This is a genomic window from Methylovorus sp. SPW-M1, from assembly GCF_053848825.1.
Window position 1 is genome coordinate 1384475 of the sequence record NZ_CM132626.1, and the last position, 18928, is coordinate 1403402.

15 protein-coding genes and 3 tRNA genes are annotated in these 18928 nt (G+C 55.0%); 13 read left to right on the forward strand and 5 right to left on the reverse strand.

What is annotated here, in order from left to right; genetic code table 11:
- Positions 1-98: 98 nt before the first annotated feature.
- From ACWWD9_RS06485 to ACWWD9_RS06505, 5 genes are read left to right on the forward strand one after another with little or no spacing between them, the layout of a single operon-like run.
- Positions 99-1004, forward strand: a complete 906-nt coding sequence (locus ACWWD9_RS06485) for an ATP-grasp domain-containing protein (RefSeq protein ID WP_455868070.1) — start codon at positions 99-101, stop codon at positions 1002-1004.
- Complete coding sequence (locus ACWWD9_RS06490) at positions 997-2055, forward strand: hydantoinase/oxoprolinase family protein (RefSeq protein WP_455868071.1); 1059 nt, start codon at positions 997-999, stop codon at positions 2053-2055. The genes ACWWD9_RS06485 and ACWWD9_RS06490 overlap by 8 nt, the downstream gene beginning before the upstream one ends.
- Positions 2048-3418: an aminodeoxychorismate synthase component I gene (pabB, locus tag ACWWD9_RS06495; RefSeq protein WP_455868072.1), complete on the forward strand. Its 1371-nt coding sequence runs from the start codon at positions 2048-2050 to the stop codon at positions 3416-3418. The genes ACWWD9_RS06490 and pabB overlap by 8 nt, the downstream gene beginning before the upstream one ends.
- A gap of 1 nt (position 3419) precedes the next feature.
- The gene (locus ACWWD9_RS06500) at positions 3420-4046 is read left to right on the forward strand and encodes an amino acid kinase family protein (RefSeq protein ID WP_015830174.1); all 627 of its coding nucleotides are present in this window, start codon (positions 3420-3422) and stop codon (positions 4044-4046) included.
- Positions 4047-4097: 51 nt separating this feature from the next.
- Positions 4098-4493 carry a 4a-hydroxytetrahydrobiopterin dehydratase gene (locus ACWWD9_RS06505; protein WP_013442330.1) on the forward strand — a complete coding sequence of 132 codons (396 nt, stop codon included), beginning with the start codon at positions 4098-4100 and terminating at the stop codon, positions 4491-4493.
- Between the two features lie 3 nt (positions 4494-4496).
- Here ACWWD9_RS06505 and ACWWD9_RS06510 read toward each other — a convergent pair whose 3' ends face one another.
- The 5 genes from ACWWD9_RS06510 to ACWWD9_RS06530 form a co-directional block, all read right to left on the reverse strand.
- Positions 4497-5993, reverse strand: a complete 1497-nt coding sequence (locus ACWWD9_RS06510) for a diguanylate cyclase domain-containing protein (RefSeq protein ID WP_455868073.1) — start codon at positions 5991-5993, stop codon at positions 4497-4499.
- Between the two features lie 28 nt (positions 5994-6021).
- Positions 6022-9141: an efflux RND transporter permease subunit gene (locus ACWWD9_RS06515; protein WP_455868074.1), complete on the reverse strand. Its 3120-nt coding sequence runs from the start codon at positions 9139-9141 to the stop codon at positions 6022-6024.
- Between the two features lie 82 nt (positions 9142-9223).
- Complete coding sequence (locus ACWWD9_RS06520; protein ID WP_455868075.1) at positions 9224-10282, reverse strand: efflux RND transporter periplasmic adaptor subunit; 1059 nt, start codon at positions 10280-10282, stop codon at positions 9224-9226.
- 18 nt (positions 10283-10300) lie between these two features.
- Positions 10301-11692 carry a TolC family protein gene (locus tag ACWWD9_RS06525; RefSeq protein ID WP_455868076.1) on the reverse strand — a complete coding sequence of 464 codons (1392 nt, stop codon included), beginning with the start codon at positions 11690-11692 and terminating at the stop codon, positions 10301-10303.
- A 122-nt stretch (positions 11693-11814) separates the two neighbouring features.
- Positions 11815-12063: a hypothetical protein gene (locus ACWWD9_RS06530; protein ID WP_015830169.1), complete on the reverse strand. Its 249-nt coding sequence runs from the start codon at positions 12061-12063 to the stop codon at positions 11815-11817.
- A gap of 299 nt (positions 12064-12362) precedes the next feature.
- Between ACWWD9_RS06530 and ACWWD9_RS06535 the strand changes: the two genes are divergently transcribed.
- From ACWWD9_RS06535 to ACWWD9_RS06570, 8 genes are all read left to right on the forward strand, one after another.
- Positions 12363-12447: transfer RNA gene (locus ACWWD9_RS06535), tRNA-Leu, on the forward strand.
- A gap of 31 nt (positions 12448-12478) precedes the next feature.
- Positions 12479-13780: a trigger factor gene (gene tig, locus ACWWD9_RS06540; RefSeq protein WP_013442318.1), complete on the forward strand. Its 1302-nt coding sequence runs from the start codon at positions 12479-12481 to the stop codon at positions 13778-13780.
- Positions 13780-14406: an ATP-dependent Clp endopeptidase proteolytic subunit ClpP gene (gene clpP / locus ACWWD9_RS06545; RefSeq protein ID WP_013442317.1), complete on the forward strand. Its 627-nt coding sequence runs from the start codon at positions 13780-13782 to the stop codon at positions 14404-14406. Before tig ends, clpP begins: the two co-directional genes overlap by 1 nt.
- Before the next feature lie 34 nt (positions 14407-14440).
- A complete protein-coding gene (gene clpX / locus ACWWD9_RS06550; protein ID WP_015830147.1) occupies positions 14441-15712 on the forward strand; it encodes an ATP-dependent Clp protease ATP-binding subunit ClpX in 1272 nt (423 codons plus the stop codon).
- Between the two features lie 169 nt (positions 15713-15881).
- The gene (gene lon, locus ACWWD9_RS06555) at positions 15882-18317 is read left to right on the forward strand and encodes an endopeptidase La (protein ID WP_013442315.1); all 2436 of its coding nucleotides are present in this window, start codon (positions 15882-15884) and stop codon (positions 18315-18317) included.
- 103 nt (positions 18318-18420) lie between these two features.
- A complete protein-coding gene (locus ACWWD9_RS06560) occupies positions 18421-18693 on the forward strand; it encodes an HU family DNA-binding protein (protein WP_013442314.1) in 273 nt (90 codons plus the stop codon).
- Positions 18694-18716: 23 nt separating this feature from the next.
- Positions 18717-18792, forward strand: a tRNA-Val gene (locus tag ACWWD9_RS06565).
- 56 nt (positions 18793-18848) lie between these two features.
- A tRNA-Asp gene (locus ACWWD9_RS06570) sits at positions 18849-18925 on the forward strand.
- Positions 18926-18928: the final 3 nt, after the last annotated feature.

Below are 18928 nucleotides of genomic sequence, written 5' to 3' on the forward strand. Positions count from 1 at the left end.
GTGAGGCGCGCTGTTTGAAGATACTGGTATGTGAATATATCACTGGCGGCGGATTATACCGTGCGCCTTTGCCGCCGTCGCTGGCTAAGGAAGGCACAATGATGCGGGACGCCTTGCTGGCTGATTTGCTTGCCTTGGCTGACCTGCAGATTGTGCTCACCTGTGATACCCGTGTTACTTGTCCGTATGCGGAAGTTGAAGTGCTGTGGGTGAATGATGATCCCTGGAATATATGGGAAGCCGCCATGCAAGAGGTCGACGCTGTCTGGTTGATCGCCCCGGAAACGGACGGCATATTGCTACGCTTGACCCTGATGGCGGAAAAGCTGGGCAAGCGAGTGTTGGGCAATCCCGGCAGCGCCATTCAAATCGCTAGCAGCAAGTCCGCCACCCTGCGTCTCTTGAGTGATGCCGGGTTAACTGTGGTGCCCACGTTGAACAAGGAAACACTGACAGCTGAACGCTTTATTCCCCTGGTGACAAAACCGGACGATGGGGCCGGTGCGGAAGAGACCTATTATTTTGAGGATTGGCCATCTTACGCCGACTGGATAAAAGACCATGCCTCCCATACCGTTCAAGCCTATGTGCAAGGGGAGCCCGCAAGTCTTTCCATGCTTTGTCTGCATGGGCGAGCCTGGTTGTTGAGCTGCAATCGCCAAGAGATCAGCTTGAAACAGCAGGGCGCTTACGCAGGCTTTGCCTATGCGGGCAGCGTGCTGAATGGCATGGCTGCCCATTGGCAAGCCTTTGCTGAGCTGGCACAAGGGGTTGCCCAGGCCATGCCAGACCTTGCAGGCTATGTGGGAGTGGACGTGATCGTGACCGCCACGGGGGCTTTGCACATACTGGAAGTGAATCCGCGATTGACGACCTCGTACGTGGGGCTGCAAGCCGCCACAGGCCTTAATCCGGCGCGCCTGATCATGGACTTGTTCTATAATCCTGACTTTAGTTTACCTCCGATCAACCGTCATCTCGTGGAAGTCTCTACTCATGTCTAATCTGATGGCAGATCGCCCCCTTACGCTGGGGTGGGATGTGGGTGGTGCCCATCTCAAGGCGGCCTTGCTGAATGCGGATGGCGTAGCCTTGCGCGTCGTTCAGGTGGCATGCCCCATTTGGCAGGGTCTGGACAGATTGTCCGCCGCCGTACACCAGGTGCTGGATCAGCTACCGGCTTATCCGCAGCAGCATGTGGTCACCATGACCGGCGAGCTCGCTGATATTTTTCCTGACCGGCTGAGCGGTGTCATGCAAATTGCCGATGTGTTAAGTCAGCAATTGATAGGCAAGCTCAGCTTTTACGCAGGCCGTCAGGGGTTTATTGCCCTGGCCGATGTGTCTTTTTACGCCAATGACGTTGCCTCTGCCAACTGGCTGGCCAGTGCCGATTTTGTGGCACGTCAGGTCAAGCACGGGGTGTTTGTGGACATTGGCAGCACGACGGCCGATATTGTCTCGCTGGTTTCCTCAAAACCGGCACCGCGCGGCTACAGCGATGCTGCCCGCATGCGGGCGGGTGAGCTGGTTTATACGGGCGTTGTGCGTACGCCGCTCATGGCCGTGACGCCTCGCATCAGCTTCGGTGGTGAGTATTACGCGCTTGCCGCCGAACATTTTGCAACCACGGCGGATGTTTACCGTCTTACAGGGGATCTGGACGAGGCCCATGACATGGCGGCCACTGCGGATGGTGCAGGCAAAACCCCGGCAGACAGCGCCCGCAGGCTGGCACGCATGATAGGCCACGATCTGGGCGATGCTGAAGCCGAGGCCTGGCTGTTGCTGGCGCATGCCTTCAAGCATGCCCAGCTGGATACCTTGCGCGAAGCGCTCTTGCGTAGCGCATCCCTGCATCCACAAACCGCATTTGGCGCGATGGTGGGCGCGGGCGCCGGACGTTTTCTGGTCGCTGAGCTGGCGGCACAATTACACAGGAAATACATTGAAGTGCAGACCCTGATACAAGCGGTGGATGAAGATGTACAGCGCTGGGCGGCCATTTGTCTGCCCGCATATGCGGTAGCTTACCTGGCGGTACAGCATGCTTAAGCACGCCATTCCTTATGCGCCCGATAGCGCGGTGCTGTTTGCGCGGATTGCGCATGAGCCGTGGGCGGTGTTTCTGGACAGCGGCAAGCCGGGGAGTGCTTATGGCCGTTACGACATCCTGGCAGCGCGGCCCTATATCCGTATAACGACGACAGATGGCGTAACGACGATTTCGGATGATGCAGGTAGCCATGATCACCATGACGATGCCTTTGCCCTGATCAATCAGATATTGGCTGCTTCCGCCACGCCTGCGGGTCAACTGCCCTTTGAAGGCGGGGCCATTGGCTATTTTGGCTATGATCTGGGGCGCACTCTGGAGACGCTGCCGGAGATCGCGCAGGATGCCGAGCATATCCCGCAATTGCAATGGGGCATTTATGACTGGGCGTTGGTCGTGGATCACCGTGAGCAGGCGGCCTGGCTGGTTTCGCATCAGCGTCACCCCTCCACCGAACAGACCTGGGCTGAACTCTGTCGACTGTTCGAAGCACCATTGCCTGATACCGCGGGTACGTTCGAGGTTAGCAGCGCGCTGCAATCCAATCTGGATGAAGCGGCTTATGCCCAGGCATTTCATCGTATCAAGCGCTATATCCATGAAGGCGATTGTTACCAGGTCAACCTTGCGCAGCGCTTTTCGGTGCAAGCAAAGGGTGATGCCTGGCAAGCCTATCGTTACCTGCGCACGCATAGTCCCGCACCGTTCATGGCGTATTTGAATTTTCCGCAGGTGCAGATTCTGTCTGGCTCGCCTGAGCGTTTTCTGCAGGTGAAAGATGGGCATGTGGAAACGCGCCCCATCAAGGGAACCCGGCCCAGAGCGGAAGACCCGCAACAGGATAAGAGCAATGCTGACGATTTGCAGCACAGTCTCAAGGATAGGGCCGAGAATCTGATGATCGTCGATCTGTTGCGCAACGATATCGGCAAGAGCTGCGCCGTGGGCTCGGTGCGGGCAGACAAACTGTTTGCGCTGGAAAGCTTCTCCAATGTCCATCATCTGGTGAGCACGGTCAGCGGCGAGCTTTCGCCGGGCACCACAGCGGTGGACCTGTTACGCGGGAGTTTTCCCGGCGGTTCCATTACCGGAGCCCCCAAGTTGCGCTCCATGGAAATTATTGAAGAGCTGGAACCGCATCGCCGCGGCGTTTATTGCGGCGCCATCGGTTACATGGGCTTTGATGGCAATATGGATACCAATATTGCCATCCGTACTGCCGTTTTCTCTGAAAACAGTCTGCGCTTTTGGGCCGGGGGCGGTATCGTCGCCGACTCCGTGATGGAAAAAGAGTACCGCGAAACCTGGGACAAGGCGTCTTCCATGTTGCAACTGGTCGCACATTTTCAGAAAGCAGGGTGATATGTGGGTGATTAAACTGGGCGGTAGCCTGCTGGGCTCCCCTGAGCTGCCGCAATGGCTGGAGATGATTGCGCAGCACAGCGATGGCAAGTTTATTATCGTGCCCGGGGGCGGAGTGTTTGCCGATGCCGTGCGCAGTGCCCAGACCAAAACCGGCATTCCCGACCCCGTCGCCCATCAGATGGCGGTAATGGCCATGGACCAGTATGGCATCCTGCTCACCGGGCTTAATCCGGCACTGGTGACTGCCAGCAGCGAGCTGGAGATAGCCGAGCGTGGCTGGCAGCATCGTGCCCTGGTGTGGCTGCCGTCGCGCATGGTCTGCGCAGACGAGACGATTCCCACCAATTGGGATGTGACCTCTGATAGCCTTGCTGCCTGGCTTGCCAGTCGGCTTGGTGCCGAGCACCTGTTGCTGGTTAAGTCGGACCGTCCAGAGGCCAGTGAAGTCTCACTGGAGCGTCTGGTGAAGGATGGCCTGGTCGACACGCATCTGGGCGATTATGTCGTCGGGCAAGCATTCAAGACCTGGGTCGTCCACAAGCAGGATTCCCATGTGTTGCAGCAGGGCGATTCCTTGCAGCAATTGCAGCAAGGCGCCGTGGCTGTGCGCTGCGCCTGGAATTAAATCCGCCCGCGGTGCAGTGGCCGCATTTTTCATCGACAAGGAGATTCAATCATGAGTGATCTCGTGGATACACCTAATACCCAGGATCGCGTGTACAGCGAATCTGAAATCCAGGCAAAAATTGCGGCCGAGTTTCCGCACTGGTTTTACGAGGATGGCTGGATTCGCCGCAAATACAAGACCAGCGGCTGGAAAGCGACCCTGATGGTAGTGAATACCGTCGGCCATTTGGCGGAGGCCGCCTGGCATCACCCTGATTTAACGGTGTCCTATGCCTTTGTCATCGTCAAGCTTTGCACCCACAGTGCCAAAGGCATTACCGACAAGGACTGGACACTCGCCGCCAAAATCGAATCCGTGATTCAGTGGCAGCCGGGCAAGGAGGGCGGGGCGCTGGAAGGCACGCCGAACGACGACCCACGCTTCAAGTACATCAAGTACGATTAAATCTCAGGCGTCAGCGGCGTCGATTTCTGAGAAGAAAGCATAGTGCCGCTGACTGTCGCGCTTGGCGATATACATCGCCTGGTCGGCCTTGTTAACAATGGTGGCTTCATCCTGCGCATGGTCGGGATAAATGCAGATACCGATGCTGGCTTCCTGATAGAGAGTCACTGATTCGGTGGTAAATGGGGCTCGTAGCGCCGCCAGCAGGTTGCGCACGACCTTCTCGCTGTCTTCAACGCAGCTGATGGAGTTCAGCAGAATCACAAATTCGTCCCCGCCAAGTCGCGATACGGTATCTTCCTCCCGCAGCTGACTGCGCAGGCGTCTGGCAATCTCCTTCAGCAGCAGATCGCCAATGTGATGGCCAAAGCTGTCATTAACCTCTTTGAACTTGTCGAGATCCACAAACAGCACCGCCAGTTTGCTGCCCTGGCGCTTGCAGGCAAACATGCCCTGATGCAAGCGGTCTTCAAACAGCAGGCGGTTGGGCAAGCCCGTGAGCGCGTCATAGTAAGCCAGCTTGTTGAGAGATGCCTCCACCGAGCGTTGCTGGCTGATATCCGAGATGGTCACGACCTTCAGCGGGCTTTCTTCAAGAGGAAAGTCGGACTCCTGCATGGCCGCATAAAAGGTGGCGCTATCCTGCCGCCTGCCCAGTAGCTGCTTATCCCACTCGAACAGCAGGTGCGCCTTGCGCAGGCCCAGCATGGCTTGCTTGTCCTCATAGCCAAAAAGCTGCGCTGCAGGCTGGTTGGCAGCATGCACTTTGTCATGCTCATCCAGAATCAGGATGCCGGCATTGATGGTGTCGATAATCTTGTCCAGGGTTTCCCGCTGCTTGTTGGCACGCTTCAGTTCACTCTTCATCAATAGCATCACCAATAAAAAGCTGAGTAACGCCATGCTGAGCATGAGGGTCTGCAGGAAGTGCACTTCCTTGGTCTTGTTGACGGCATTGGCTTCCAGGCTGCCTGTCAATTGATTCATCAATCGGAGCAATTCCTGATTTTGTTGCAGGGCCAGGCTAACGGCAGTATTGAGCTTGGCGTTATCCATGGTCTGGTCAGCCAGCAGATTTTCTATCGCCGACCTGTAGGGTGACCACAGGGCCTCCGCTTGCGTCAGCAACAGACGTGCCTTGGGCTGGGTTACCTTGCTTACCTTTTGCGGGAGGCCTTCGGTTCCTGTGGTCGTGCCGCCCTCGGTAAAGCTGCGCAGGGTGGTATCAAACAAATGATAGGTGAGTTCCAGCTCCTGCAGGCTGGCCTGTTTGACGGTTTCATCCGAAGGCGCACGTTCCAATTGCAACAGGCATTTGACCATGCGCTGCGATAGCATGCGCTGGCGCCCGGCAAGGTTGATGACAATGGCGTTTTCCTTGACCTGATCTGACAGCAGGAAGGTAGTGCCGAGCAAGGCCAGATCCAGCAGGAAAAAGGCTGAAATGGCGATACTGACGGCGCGAAAGCGCGCCTGGTTTTTTTTAGGGAGAAATTCCATACGTCGTTTTATCAAGCAATATTTGCTCCTATGCCATGCTGGTTTTTTTGAAGCGGCCAAAATGCAGCATGATGGTGGGCAAAATGAGCAGGTTGAGCAGGGTGGAGGTGACCAGGCCACCCACAATAATAGTCGCCATCGGGCCCTCGATTTCACGTCCGGGCTGACCGCTTCCGGCGGCCAGAGGCAACAGCCCCAATGCAGTCACCAGCGCGGTCATCAGGATAGATGGCAAGCGTTCGGATGCTCCCCGAATGGCGGTTTCCAGGCCCCATACCATGTTCTCTTTATCGACCAGATGCTGGTAGTGCGAGACCAGCATGATGGCATTGCGCAAGGTAATGCCGAACAGGGTAACAAACCCAACCAGTGAGCCTAGCGAGATCCATCCGCCAGTGAGTATCACGGCAATCACGCCCCCAATCAGGGCAAACGGCAGGTTGGCAAAGGTCAGCAGCAGATTGCGCAGCTGGCCAAAGGCGATGTAGAGCATCAGGAAAATGCCGACGACTGCCAGCAAGGAGTGCACCATTAAATCTTCACGGGACTGTGCCTGGGCTTCCGCCTCGCCAGAAAACGCGAGGTAGTTACTGGGCGATAGTTCGACTTCATCCCGTATGCGGGTTTTGACTTCTTCACTGAAGCTTTCAATGTCGCGTCCCGTCACATTGGCCGTCACAGTCTGGATGCGCTTGGCATCGGCGTGCAATATTTTGGAGCGCCCGTTTTCCTGGGTAATATCGGCGATATCGCGCAGATACAGCAGGCGACCCTCGTTATTGATCAGCGGCAGGTTGCCGATTTGCTGGATGCGCTGACGGCTTTCGGGTTCGAGCACAATACTGACCCCGACCACGCGGTTTGCCTGATACACCTGCGAGATGGGCAGGCTCTCATAAGCGAGACGGATGGTATCCAGCACATCGGTAGGCGATAGGCCCCATTGCAGCATGCTCTGTGGCCGCAAGCGGATGCTGAGCTGTGGAGTGCTTGGCGGTGCCTGCACCAGCACATCGGTTGCGCCAGATATCTGCGATACCACGGTCGCAATGGCCTGGGCATCGCGATCCAGAGCATCAAGATCACGTCCATACACGTTGATTACCTGAGCGGCTGCGTAGCCTGAGATAGTTTCTTCAATGCGCTCGGTCAGAAAGGTATTGATGGCAAAGTTCACCCCCACAAAACCGGGAGGGGTCGGGCCATCGTCGTCATAACCGGAAATCTTTTCGCGTATATCTTCCAGAATGCGGTTTTGCTCTTCTCCGGAGACGGTGCCGATCTCAATTTCGAACTCACTGTAGTGCGTGCCAAAGGTATCTGCCGCATTTGGCGCGCGCCCCACCCACTGTGCCACTGAACGTACGCCTTTGATGCTGCTGATGGTCTCAGCAACTTTTTTGCCTATGCGCAAGGACTCCTGCTCGGAGGTGCCGGGCACAGCTGTCATGTGCATGATGTAGTGGCCTTCATGCAGATTGGGAATGAACTGACTCTTGAACAGGGGCAATATACCCAGGCCCAGCGCAATGGCACTGAGCGTGATGAGCAAGACCAGTTTGAAATGCGCCTCGATGCGATACAGCAAGCGCACATAATGTCGCTTGATAAAGCGGATCATCGGCGAGTCTTCTGTTTCCAGCTTGGCCTTGCCCAGCAGCATGTAGCAGAGGGCGGGGGTCAGTGTCAGGGCAACGGCGAGTGACGCCAGAATGGCGCTGATGTAAGCCAGGCCTAGCGGAGCAAACAGCTTGCCTGCCACGCCGCTGAGCGTGAGCAAAGGCATGAACACCAGGGCGACGATAAACGTGGCATACACCACCGAGCTGCGGACTTCCATGGACGCCTGGAATACCACGCGATGGATGGCACGAGGTTGCGCCAGCAGACGGTTTTCGCGCAGGCGGCGGAAAATGTTTTCCGTGTCGATAATGGCATCGTCGACGACTTCGCCCAGCGCAATGGCCAGCCCACCCAGGACCATGATGTTGAGCCCGATATCAAAAAACTGCAGTACGACCACGGCCGTCAGCAGTGAAAGCGGGATGGCGGTAGCCGAAATAAAGGCGGTGCGCGCATTGAACAGAAACAGGAACAGCACTGTAATGACCAGCAGCGAGCCAATCAGGATATCGCTCTGCACCCCGTGGATGGCCGTTTCAATAAAGTTGGCAGGACGGAACAGGGCGGGATGCAGCGTGACCTGTTCATGGTTCATGCTAGGCTCAAGCTGGGCGATGGCTTTTTCCAGCGCACGGCTGACCGCATAGGTGTTGGCACCCAATTGGCCTTGTACAGAAAGGTAAATGCCGGTTTGCCCATTGATCTGCGCTGCGCTGATGGAAGGTGCCTCTCCCTCCACCACCTTGCCGATGTCACCCAGGCGTATGGTCTGGCCTTCGCGATGCAGCAGGGTGACCTGAGCCAGCTGTTCTGGCGTGTAAGATTGCCCCTCGCTATTGATGATGATGCGCTGGTTTTTGTTTTCGATGTAGCCAGCACCGCGCACGCCGGTGGCTTTGCTCGCGGCCTCCATCACTTGCTGCAGGCCGATGTTGTAGCGGATGAGCTGTTGCGGATCCACCTGGATCTGCAATTGCCGCACCTTGCCACCGAACACATTCACATCGGCCACGCCAGGCACCGCCATCAGATGCGGACGTATGGTCCAGTCCACCAGGGTGCGCAGTTCGGTCAATGTGCGTTTGTCTGAGGTCACGCCTATGCCGAGCACCGTGCTGGCCGAAGAGGTGAGCGGGGTGATGTTAGGCACGACGCCATGCGGTAGCTGGCTGGTCAGCGTGCTCAGACGCTCGGCGACTACCTGGCGATTGCGATAGACATCCGTGCCGGGTTTGAACAGTACTGTCACTACCGACAGGCCGGGGATGGATTGCGAGCGTATCTTGTCAACGCCTACTGTCCCGGCGATGGTGTTTTCCAGTGGCTGGGTGACCAGGTATTCCACCAGTTTGGCCGACATGCCTGGCGACTCGGTCTGAATCACCAGTTGAGTGGGCGAAAACTCGGGAAATACATCCAGATTGCTGCGCGACAGGCTATACAGGCCATAGATCACCATCAGGCTGGCAAGGCCTATGATCACGCCATGAAAGCGGATGGAGAAGCGGACGAGCGCGGACATCATGGCTGTATCCCCTTCATGAGGGTGGGGCCAACGAAGGGTGAGCCAGATAAATCAGGCTTAACGGCGGCGAGGTTCAAGATGCTTAGTCCTCGTTCTCGTTTTTGATCTGATAGCGCAACTCTTCCGACAATAAAAGCTGCACGCCACTCACCACAATCACGCTGTCCTGCTGCAGTACGCCGGCGACAAACCAGCCATTTTCTGCCTCAGCGGCGCCTTCGATCGACAAGCGTTTGAATTTGTCAGGCGCTGTTTGCATGTAAACCCAAGGCTTGCCGCCATACCAGACCACGGCACTGGCGGGTACCAGCATGCCGCTATGGGCCTGGCTGGTCGTCAGGCTGGCGCTCACGCGCATGCCGGATCGCAAGGCCGAAGCACTGGCCCGGTAGAAATAGGTTTTGCCTGCCAGCCCGGCATCGCTAACCGGGGCAATGGAAACAAAGCTGGCTTGCACAGCTTGCCCGCTGCTGCCGGTGGGCGTAAGACTTAGATGGCTTCCGGCTGAAGGCTCAGGCGCATCAAAAGGCAGGGTGATGCGTATCAGCACCTCGCGGTAACTCAACAAGGCATCCAGCAGCGCGCTACGGTCTTTGGTAGCCTCTGTTGCCAGGGTGGCTCCCCATTGCTGGCGCAGCGCATCCTCTGCATTGCGTGATGCAGTATTGGCCGCCTGCAGTTTGGCCAGGTCGGTTTTATATAGCGCTTCTGCCGCCATGACAGCGCGTATGGAGACGTTCTGGTCATCCTGGTTGAGTTGCTGCAGCCGCTCGTATTCCTGTCGGGTATTTTGCAGCGATGCCTGCGTTTGCTGGGCGTCGGCACGCGATGCCATGAAGCGGGTGCGCAGTTCAATCAGTCCATCGATCGCCAGCACGGTACCCAGCGCAGGCAGGCGGGCTGATTGCTGGGCAGGTCGTGCCTTGCCCAGTTGAATGTCACTCTGCTGGCGGGCTTCGGCGTTGAGGGTAACGATGGTGGCACCATGCTCGGTGGTGACGCGGCTGGGGTTTTCGATTTCCTCTTCCTGCTCCCGCGTGTATGCCTCGTATTCATCCTTGCCGTAGAACACAATCACCCAGAACATGGTGATGATCAGAATGGCCTGCAGGCTGATGATGGTGATGATTTTACGATTCATGCATAACTCCAGCTTGCATCAGGAATTGGGCTGCGCGAGCAGCGGATTAAGATTTTCGGGCATGTTGTTTTCATCGAGCAGTGGTCGTTGTGCCACCTGCTCAAGGGCTGCCAGGGCCTGGTATAACTTGTATTGCACATCCAGCAAATGCTGGCTGGCAAGCAAGGCTTCCAGCTCGGTGGTGCGCAAGCTGAGCCGGTCGGCATATCCATCGGCAAATTGCCTTTGTATCTGGCGTGTCAGCGCTTGCGCTGTCGTGACGAACTCGCGGGCCCGTGCCAGTTCCTGCAATGTGGCTGCATAAGCGGCTTCGGCGCGCTCCAGCTCAGCGATGATGCTGGCCTGCAATACCTGGAATTGTGCGCCCTCAACATCGCGCAGGGCTGTTGCCTCGGCAATCAATCCGCGGTTTTTGTTAATCATGGTCATCAGCGCCGAGATACCCAGCGACCAGATCTTGTCGCCCTGGTCATAGCTATAGCCCGGTGTCAGCGTCAGGTCGGGATATTGGCGGGCAATTTCCAGTTTCAGCTTGGCCTCGGCGGCATCATATCGTGCCAGCGCGGCACGCAAATCCAGCCGGTTCAGCATGGCAGCATCCCGCAGGCTGGTGAGTGTTTCAGGGGGAAGGGGAGATGCCTGATCAAAAGCTGCCGGCTGCAAGGTGAGTTGCTTGAAAGTCGTGAGGGGAAGGGCGCTGTTGCTCGCAAGCACGGCTTGCAATTCGGCAAGGCGGCCTTTTTCAGATTCGATGGCTTGCTGGGTTTTCTGGCGTAACACGCGGAAATTGGCGACTTCAATAGAGGAGGCCATGCCTGATTGCAGACGTTTTTCCAGCATGGCGGTGGTTTCATCACGCAGTTTAAGCTCTTGTTGCAGCAAGGCAAGCAACTGCGAGTGATAGCGGAAATCAAGCCAGCTTTGATGTACGCGGCTTCGTACTTGCCACGCTGTTTGCGCAATCTCTATCCTTGCCGCTGCGGAAAGACTTTCAGCCCGGTCAATCCTTGCCTGGCGTTTGCCGCCTGTCTCGATGGGAATGTCGATGCTCAAGCCATAGGTCCATGGCGAAATTCCGCCGGCGTGGTCACTATGTTTTTCGCTATCAAGATTGAGGCCAGGAATGGGCCGTTGGGCTGCGGTTAACTCGGCACTCTGGGCTGCACGCCATTGCGCCCGGGCGAGATCCAGGTCTGGATGATAAAAAAGTGCGCTGAGGGTGAGTTCACGCATGCCCCATGCGGTAACAGGAATCTGCGTTTCGGGGTATCCGCTGTCGAGCAGAAACTGTCTGAACTCAGGGCTGTCAGGCTGATGGGCAAGGTAGCGCTTGGCACTGGCGCGCGCGTCCAGTGGTTTCGCGTTATATGTTTGAAAGCCGCATCCGGGAATCAGCCATAATCCGGCCAATAAAGTAACGCATGTTGCGGCTTTGGTTGTTTTTATTTTAATCAATGCATTGCCCTCTCCACCTCGCAGGATATTACATGGCAAGGCAGAACTGGGCAATTTGCGAGTGGGGTATTCCGTCGTTATTCGACGATGGCGGCGTGAACGGAGGCGAGCGCGTCTTGCAGGGTTTCTTCGTTGAGGCTGTTGATGCTGGTTGCAAGCAACTCAGCGGCTTCCACCGTATTTTGCGGCAGATCATGGCTGTCAAGTTCCGCGATCAGCCCTGCTGCGGCACCGGCGACCTTGAGCAATGCATGACGCTCGCGCATCAGCAGCTCGAGCTCCGAGCGCAACATGTTGATTTCGTCTTGATTAATAGTGCTGTGCATGGTGTTGTTTGAATCCTAAGTAACCGTGGTAATAGTATGCGATCCAGCCCTGACCCGAAGGGCAGAACAATCAGAACGCCTCTGCATCATGCTATTTGTGCTGCATGCTGTCAATGCAAGGCCTGCTGATACTGCACGATGTAGTTTTCTGCGCGGCAGGAGTGAGCTACAATGGCACTCTTTTATAAAAATGGTTTATTCCCCATGCGGGGTTAAACACTGAAATTTTGATTGCGGGTGCTGCAAAGCCACCCCTCCGGCAAGCAAAGCGCCGGATGCTGCAATCGGCCCAAATCATGGCGAAAGTGGCGGAATTGGTAGACGCACTGGATTTAGGTTCCAGCGCCGCAAGGCGTGAGAGTTCGAGTCTCTCCTTTCGCACCAGACAACTTCTTTAGTTTTTAAGGAATACAGCATGGCAGCAACCGTTGAAACCATCAGCAATCTCGAGCGCCGCATTACCGTTTCGGTGCCACTGAAGCCTATCGAGGAAGAAGTGACTCAGCGGATCAATCGTTTGGCCAGAACCGCCAAGCTGCCAGGCTTCCGCCCAGGCAAGGTGCCAATGAAGCTGGTTTATCAGCAATACGGTGCCCAGGTGCGTGATGAAGTGTTTTCGGGTGCCGTTGAGCGCACATTTACCGAGGCTGTTCAAGAGAACAAGCTGCGTGTTGCCGGCTACCCAAATATTGAGCCCAAGCAATCCGAAGGTGGTGAGCATTTTGAGTATGTGGCTACCTTTGAAGTGTTCCCTGAATTTGAAATTGGTGACTTGAGCAAGGTCAAAATCGAACGTCCTGTTCTTGAAATCGGCGAAGCCGATGTCAAGAAAACTACGGATGTTCTGCTGAAACAGCGTGCTACTTACGAGCCAGTGAAACGTGCTTCCAAAAAGGGCGATAAAGTGAATATCGCGCTGCGTGCCCTGATTGATGGCAATGAGGTCGAGCGTACTTCTGAGCAGGGCCTGGACCTGATCCTGGGTGAAGGTGGCCGCGTGGCTGAGTTCGACGATCAACTGATCGGTAACAAAGTTGGCAGCCAGAAAACATTTGATATTTCCTATCCAGCAGACCATAAGCCGGAACAATTGGCTGGCAAGACGGTCACTTATGAAGTGACGTTCAATACTGTTCAACAAGCCAAGCTGCCGGAATTGGATGCTGACTTCGCCCGTGGTCTGGGTGTGGAAGATGGTGATGTTGAAAAGATGAAGGCTGAAATCAAGCAAAGCCTAGAGCAGGAAGTTGCCAAGCGCGTGCGTGCCAAGGTGAAAGAGCAAGTATTCCAGGCGCTGATCGAGAATGTAGCGCTTGAATTGCCGAAAGCGATTATTGAAGCAGAAACCAATCGCGTGATGCAGGCTACCCAGAACAATCTGCAACAGCGTGGTGTGGATGTGAGCACGGTTACCCTTGATCCTGCCATGTTTGAAGAGCAAGCCAAGCGTAACGCCAGTCTGCGTCTTATCCTGTCTGAGCTGGTGAACAAGAATTCATTGCAGGCCAATGCCGAGCAAGTGCGTGCCATGGTTGATCAGTTTGCGCAGAGCTTTGAGCGTCCTGAAGATGTCGTTCGTTGGTACTACGATGATCCCAAGCGTCTGGATGAGCCAGCTTCTTTGGCTACCGAAGAAAACGTGGTTAACTGGGTATTGCAGTCTGCCAAAGTGAGCGACAAGAAGGTTAAATTTGACGATTTGATGGGGAATGCTTAATGAGCATGCAAAGTCAGTGGGAACCGCAAGGCCTGGGGTATATCCCCATGGTGATCGAGCAAAGTGGGCGTGGTGAGCGTGCATACGACATCTACTCCCGCTTGTTGCGCGAGCGTGTGATTTTTCTGGTAGGGCCGGTGAATGACATGACTGCCAACCTGGTGGTCGCGCAATTGCTGTTTCTGGAAGCGGAAAATCCAGACAAGGATATCTCGCTCTACATCAATTCCCCTGGCGGCTCAGTCACGGCAGGCATGGCCATTTACGACACCATGCAGTTCATCAAGCCGGATGTAAGCACGCTTTGTATCGGTCAGGCTGCCAGCATGGGTGCCTTGTTGCTGACTGCAGGCGCTAAAGACAAGCGTTTTTGCCTGCCCAACTCGCGCGTGATGATTCACCAGCCCCTTGGCGGTTTCCAAGGCCAGGCCTCCGATATCGAAATTCACGCCAAAGAGATTCTTTACCTGCGTGAAAAGCTCAACCTGATTCTTGCCAGCCACACTGGTCAGCCAGTCGATGTTATCGAGCGCGATACGGATCGTGATAATTTTATGAGCGCGCAACAGTCCGTCAACTACGGCTTGGTCGACAAGGTGATTGCAAGTCGTACTGATGCCGCTTAAGATGGTGTCGTGCGTTTCAGATTAGGATAGTTTCATGACTAAAGAAGCCGAAGGCGAAAAGTTACTATATTGCTCGTTCTGCGGTAAAAGCCAGCACGAAGTCAGAAAGCTGATTGCCGGTCCATCCGTATTCATCTGCGATGAGTGCGTGGATCTTTGCAATGACATCATTCGTGAAGAAGTGCAGGGCGACAGCAGCCTGAAGCCTAATGGCGACCTGCCTACTCCCAAAGAAATCTGCAATATCCTTGACCAGTATGTTATCGGTCAAACCCAGGCCAAGAAAAACCTGGCAGTAGCGGTATACAACCACTACAAGCGTCTGGACCAGTCCGCGACGAAAGACAAGGATGAGGTTGAGATTGCCAAGAGTAACATTCTGGTCATTGGCCCAACCGGCTCGGGTAAAACCTTGCTGGCTCAGACTCTCGCGCGTCTTCTGGATGTGCCGTTTGTCATGGCCGATGCGACCACGCTGACCGAAGCGGGCTATGTGGGTGAAGATGTTGAAAACATCATGCAAAAACTTTTGCAAAAATGCGACTACGACATCGAAAAAGCCCAGCGCGGTATTGTATATATCGATGAAATCGACAAGATTTCCCGTAAATCCGACAATCCTTCCATTACCCGTGATGTATCAGGCGAGGGCGTGCAACAAGCCCTGCTCAAACTGATCGAAGGTACGGTCGCTTCAGTTCCTCCACAAGGTGGTCGCAAGCATCCTAATCAGGAATTTGTGCAGCTGGATACCACCAACATCCTGTTCATTTGCGGTGGCGCATTTGATGGTCTGGACAAGATCATTCGCCGTCGCTCGGAAAAGGGCGGAATTGGTTTCGGTGCAGAAGTGAAGAGCAAGGATGATCTGCGCGAAGTCGGCGAAGTATTGCGTGAAGTTGAGCCGGAAGATCTGATCAAGTTTGGTCTGATTCCTGAGTTTGTTGGCCGTTTGCCCGCCATTGCCACTCTGGAATCGCTGGACGAAGACGCCTTGATGAAGATTCTGGTTGAGCCCAAGAATGCACTGACCAAGCAATATGCCAAGCTGTTCAAGATGGAGGGCGTGGAACTCGAGTTCCGTGAATCTGCTCTGCGCCTGATCTCCAAGAAAGCATTGGAACGCAAAACAGGCGCTCGTGGCCTGCGCTCCATCATGGAGCACGCTTTGCTTGAGATCATGTTTGACCTGCCTTCCATTTCCAACCTCACCAAAGTGGTTGTCGATGAGGGTGTCGTTCGAGGCAATAATCCTCCCATCATGATTTACTCCGAGGAAGCTCGGACTGCAGAATCCGCCAGCTAACTGGCCGGTATGGTGGCGGGAGCCAGGCGATTGTCTGCTCCCGCGCCTCACGTTCTTTCGCACCATGCTTTTTTCGTACTGGCTCTTGAAGCGCCGGTGTTCGCCCCCAATTGACTAACATACGCGCACGGTATGTTGCTGTGCGCGGCCAACACTGAAGGTTTCCTCAATGACTGATCAAGAATTGCCAGTTTTCTCCGCTGATTCCGGTTTGATGCCGCTTCTGCCGCTGCGCGATGTGGTGGTCTATCCTCATCTGGTTATCCCCCTGTTTGTCGGTCGGGCTAAGTCCGTCAGAGCGCTTGAACTCGCTTCCGAAAATAACAAAGAAATTTTGCTGGTTGCCCAGAAATCCCCCAACAAAGACGAGCCAGATGCGGCGGATCTGTATGAGGTGGGCACCATTGCTACGGTTCTGCAAATGCTTAAACTGCCTGACGGCACCGTCAAGGTGCTGGTTGAAGGCGTTGATCGCGCCCGCGTCACCGAGTTTGTGGAAACGCAGGATTGCTTTGCCGCAAAGGCTGTGCGTATTGAAAATGACGCCGAAGATGACAGCGAAACCCAGGCTTTGATGCGGACTGTGTTTACCCAGTTTGATCAGTACGTAAAACTGAACAAGAAGATTCCTCCTGAGATTCTGACTTCACTGGCGACCATTGACGATGCAGGTCGTCTGGCAGATACCATTACCGCCCATCTCACCCTCAAGCTTGAGGAAAAGCAGCGCATTCTCGAAATGTTCAGCGTATCTGCACGTCTGGAGCATTTGCTGAGCCTGCTTGAGTCTGAAATTGACATTCTGCAGGTCGAGAAGCGTATTCGTGGCCGCGTGAAGCGCCAGATGGAAAAAAGCCAGCGTGAGTACTATCTGAATGAACAGGTGAAGGCTATCCAGAAAGAGCTAGGCGAGCAGGATGAGAGCGTTGAGCTCGACGAGCTCGAGCTGCGCATCAAAGCGGCCAAAATGACCAAGGAAGCCACCGCTAAAGCCAACGCTGAGCTGAAGAAGCTCAAGATGATGTCGCCTATGTCGGCAGAGGCGACGGTGGTCCGCAACTACATCGAAACCCTGGTGAATCTGCCATGGAAGAAGAAAACCAAGATCAGCCAGAATCTTGGTACCGCAGAAGATATTCTGGATGCGGATCATTATGGCTTGGATAAGGTTAAAGAGCGGATTGTTGAGTATCTTGCGGTGCAACAGCGCGTGGATAAGCTCAAGGCGCCTATTCTTTGCCTGGTAGGGCCTCCTGGTGTGGGTAAAACTTCGCTCGGCCAAAGCATTGCCAAGGCAGTGAACCGCAAATTTGTGCGTATGGCACTGGGCGGTGTACGTGACGAATCCGAGATTCGTGGTCATCGTCGCACCTATATCGGCTCTATGCCTGGCAAGGTTTTGCAGAGCATGGCGAAGGTCGGCGTCAAAAATCCTTTGTTCCTGCTGGATGAAGTGGACAAGATGGGCCAGGATTTCCGCGGAGATCCATCCTCAGCCTTGCTGGAGGTATTGGATCCTGAGCAGAACCATACCTTTGTGGATCACTATGTCGAGGTCGAATATGACCTGTCCGATGTGATGTTTGTCGCTACGGCCAACTCGCTCAATATTCCTGCGCCCTTGCTGGACCGCATGGAAGTCATTCGTCTGGCTGGCTATACCGAAGATGAGAAAGTCAACATCGCGATGCGTTATCTGCTGCCCAAGCAGATCAAGACCCATGGCTTGCAAGATAGTGAAATCAGTGTTCCTGAGGCTGTGATTCGCGATGTCGTGCGCTATTACACCCGTGAGGCGGGCGTGCGTAGCCTGGATAGGGAAATCTCTAAAATCTGCCGCAAGGTAGTGAAGGAGTTGTTGACCGCCAAGTCGCGCAAGCTCAAAACACCGCGCAAGATTGTGGTCAGCACTAAAAACCTCGACAAGTACCTTGGGGTTCAGCGCTATGACTATGGTGTAGCTGCCAAGGAAAACCAGGTAGGGCAGGTAACAGGTCTGGCCTGGACCGAGGTGGGCGGCGAATTGCTGACCATTGAGTCTGTCCTGTTGCCAGGCAAGGGTAAAGTTACCACTACCGGTAAGCTGGGCGAAGTGATGCAAGAGTCGATTCAGGCGGCCATGAGTGTGGTGCGTAGCCGCGCCAAGCAATTGGGAATATCGGAAGACTTCTACGAAAAGAACGACATCCATATTCACTTGCCTGAGGGTGCAACCCCCAAGGATGGTCCAAGTGCGGGTATTGCTATTACTACCGCGCTGGTTTCCATACTGGCGGGCATTCCGGTGCGGGCTGATGTTGCCATGACGGGTGAAATTACCCTGCGCGGCGAGGTGTTGCCGATTGGTGGTCTCAAGGAAAAACTGCTGGCGGCGCATCGTGGTGGCATCAAGACAGTGTTGATCCCCGATCAGAATGTGAAAGATCTGGTGGAAATACCTGAAAACATCAAGAGTTGCCTTGAAATTCATCCGGTCAAATGGATTGAACAAGTGCTTGAACTGGCGCTCGAACGCGTACCTCAACCCAAGGAAGAGCCTGAGGCCCTGCCTGATACCAAGGGTGAGTTACCTGCCAAGGATGTTTCTGCAATCACAACCCACTAAGGCAATTGCCGTAAAAGCTTGACACAAGCTTTTACGGCTTGCTATAAAGCATTTCACAGGGGGATTCGGTCCTGTATTCAATAATCGTCGAAAGGGGTTATACGTGAACAAGTCTGAACTGATTGATGAAATCGCTAAGGCTGCAGGCATCTCCAAAGCTGCGGCAGGTCGTTCGTTGGATGCAACTACTGCTGCTGTTACCAAGGCATTGAAAAAAGGGGACATCGTGACCCTGATCGGCTTCGGTAGTTTCTATGTAGGTAAACGCGCGGCACGCAACGGCCGCAACCCTCGTACCGGTACCACCATCAAGATCAAGGCTGCCAATTCCCCCAAATTTAGAGCTGGCAAAGCCCTTAAGGATGCTGTAAACTAGCGTTCTTTGCTGATGAGCAAAATGGGTGCTTAGCTCAGTTGGTAGAGCGTCGCCCTTACAAGGCGAATGTCGGCGGTTCGACCCCGTCAGCACCCACCATATAATCATCAGCATCGCGATAGCAAGCTCACAGGCATGCTCCTGCGCAAGTTTTAGGAGTGGTAGTTCAGTTGGTTAGAATACCGGCCTGTCACGCCGGGGGTCGCGGGTTCGAGCCCCGTCCACTCCGCCAGAG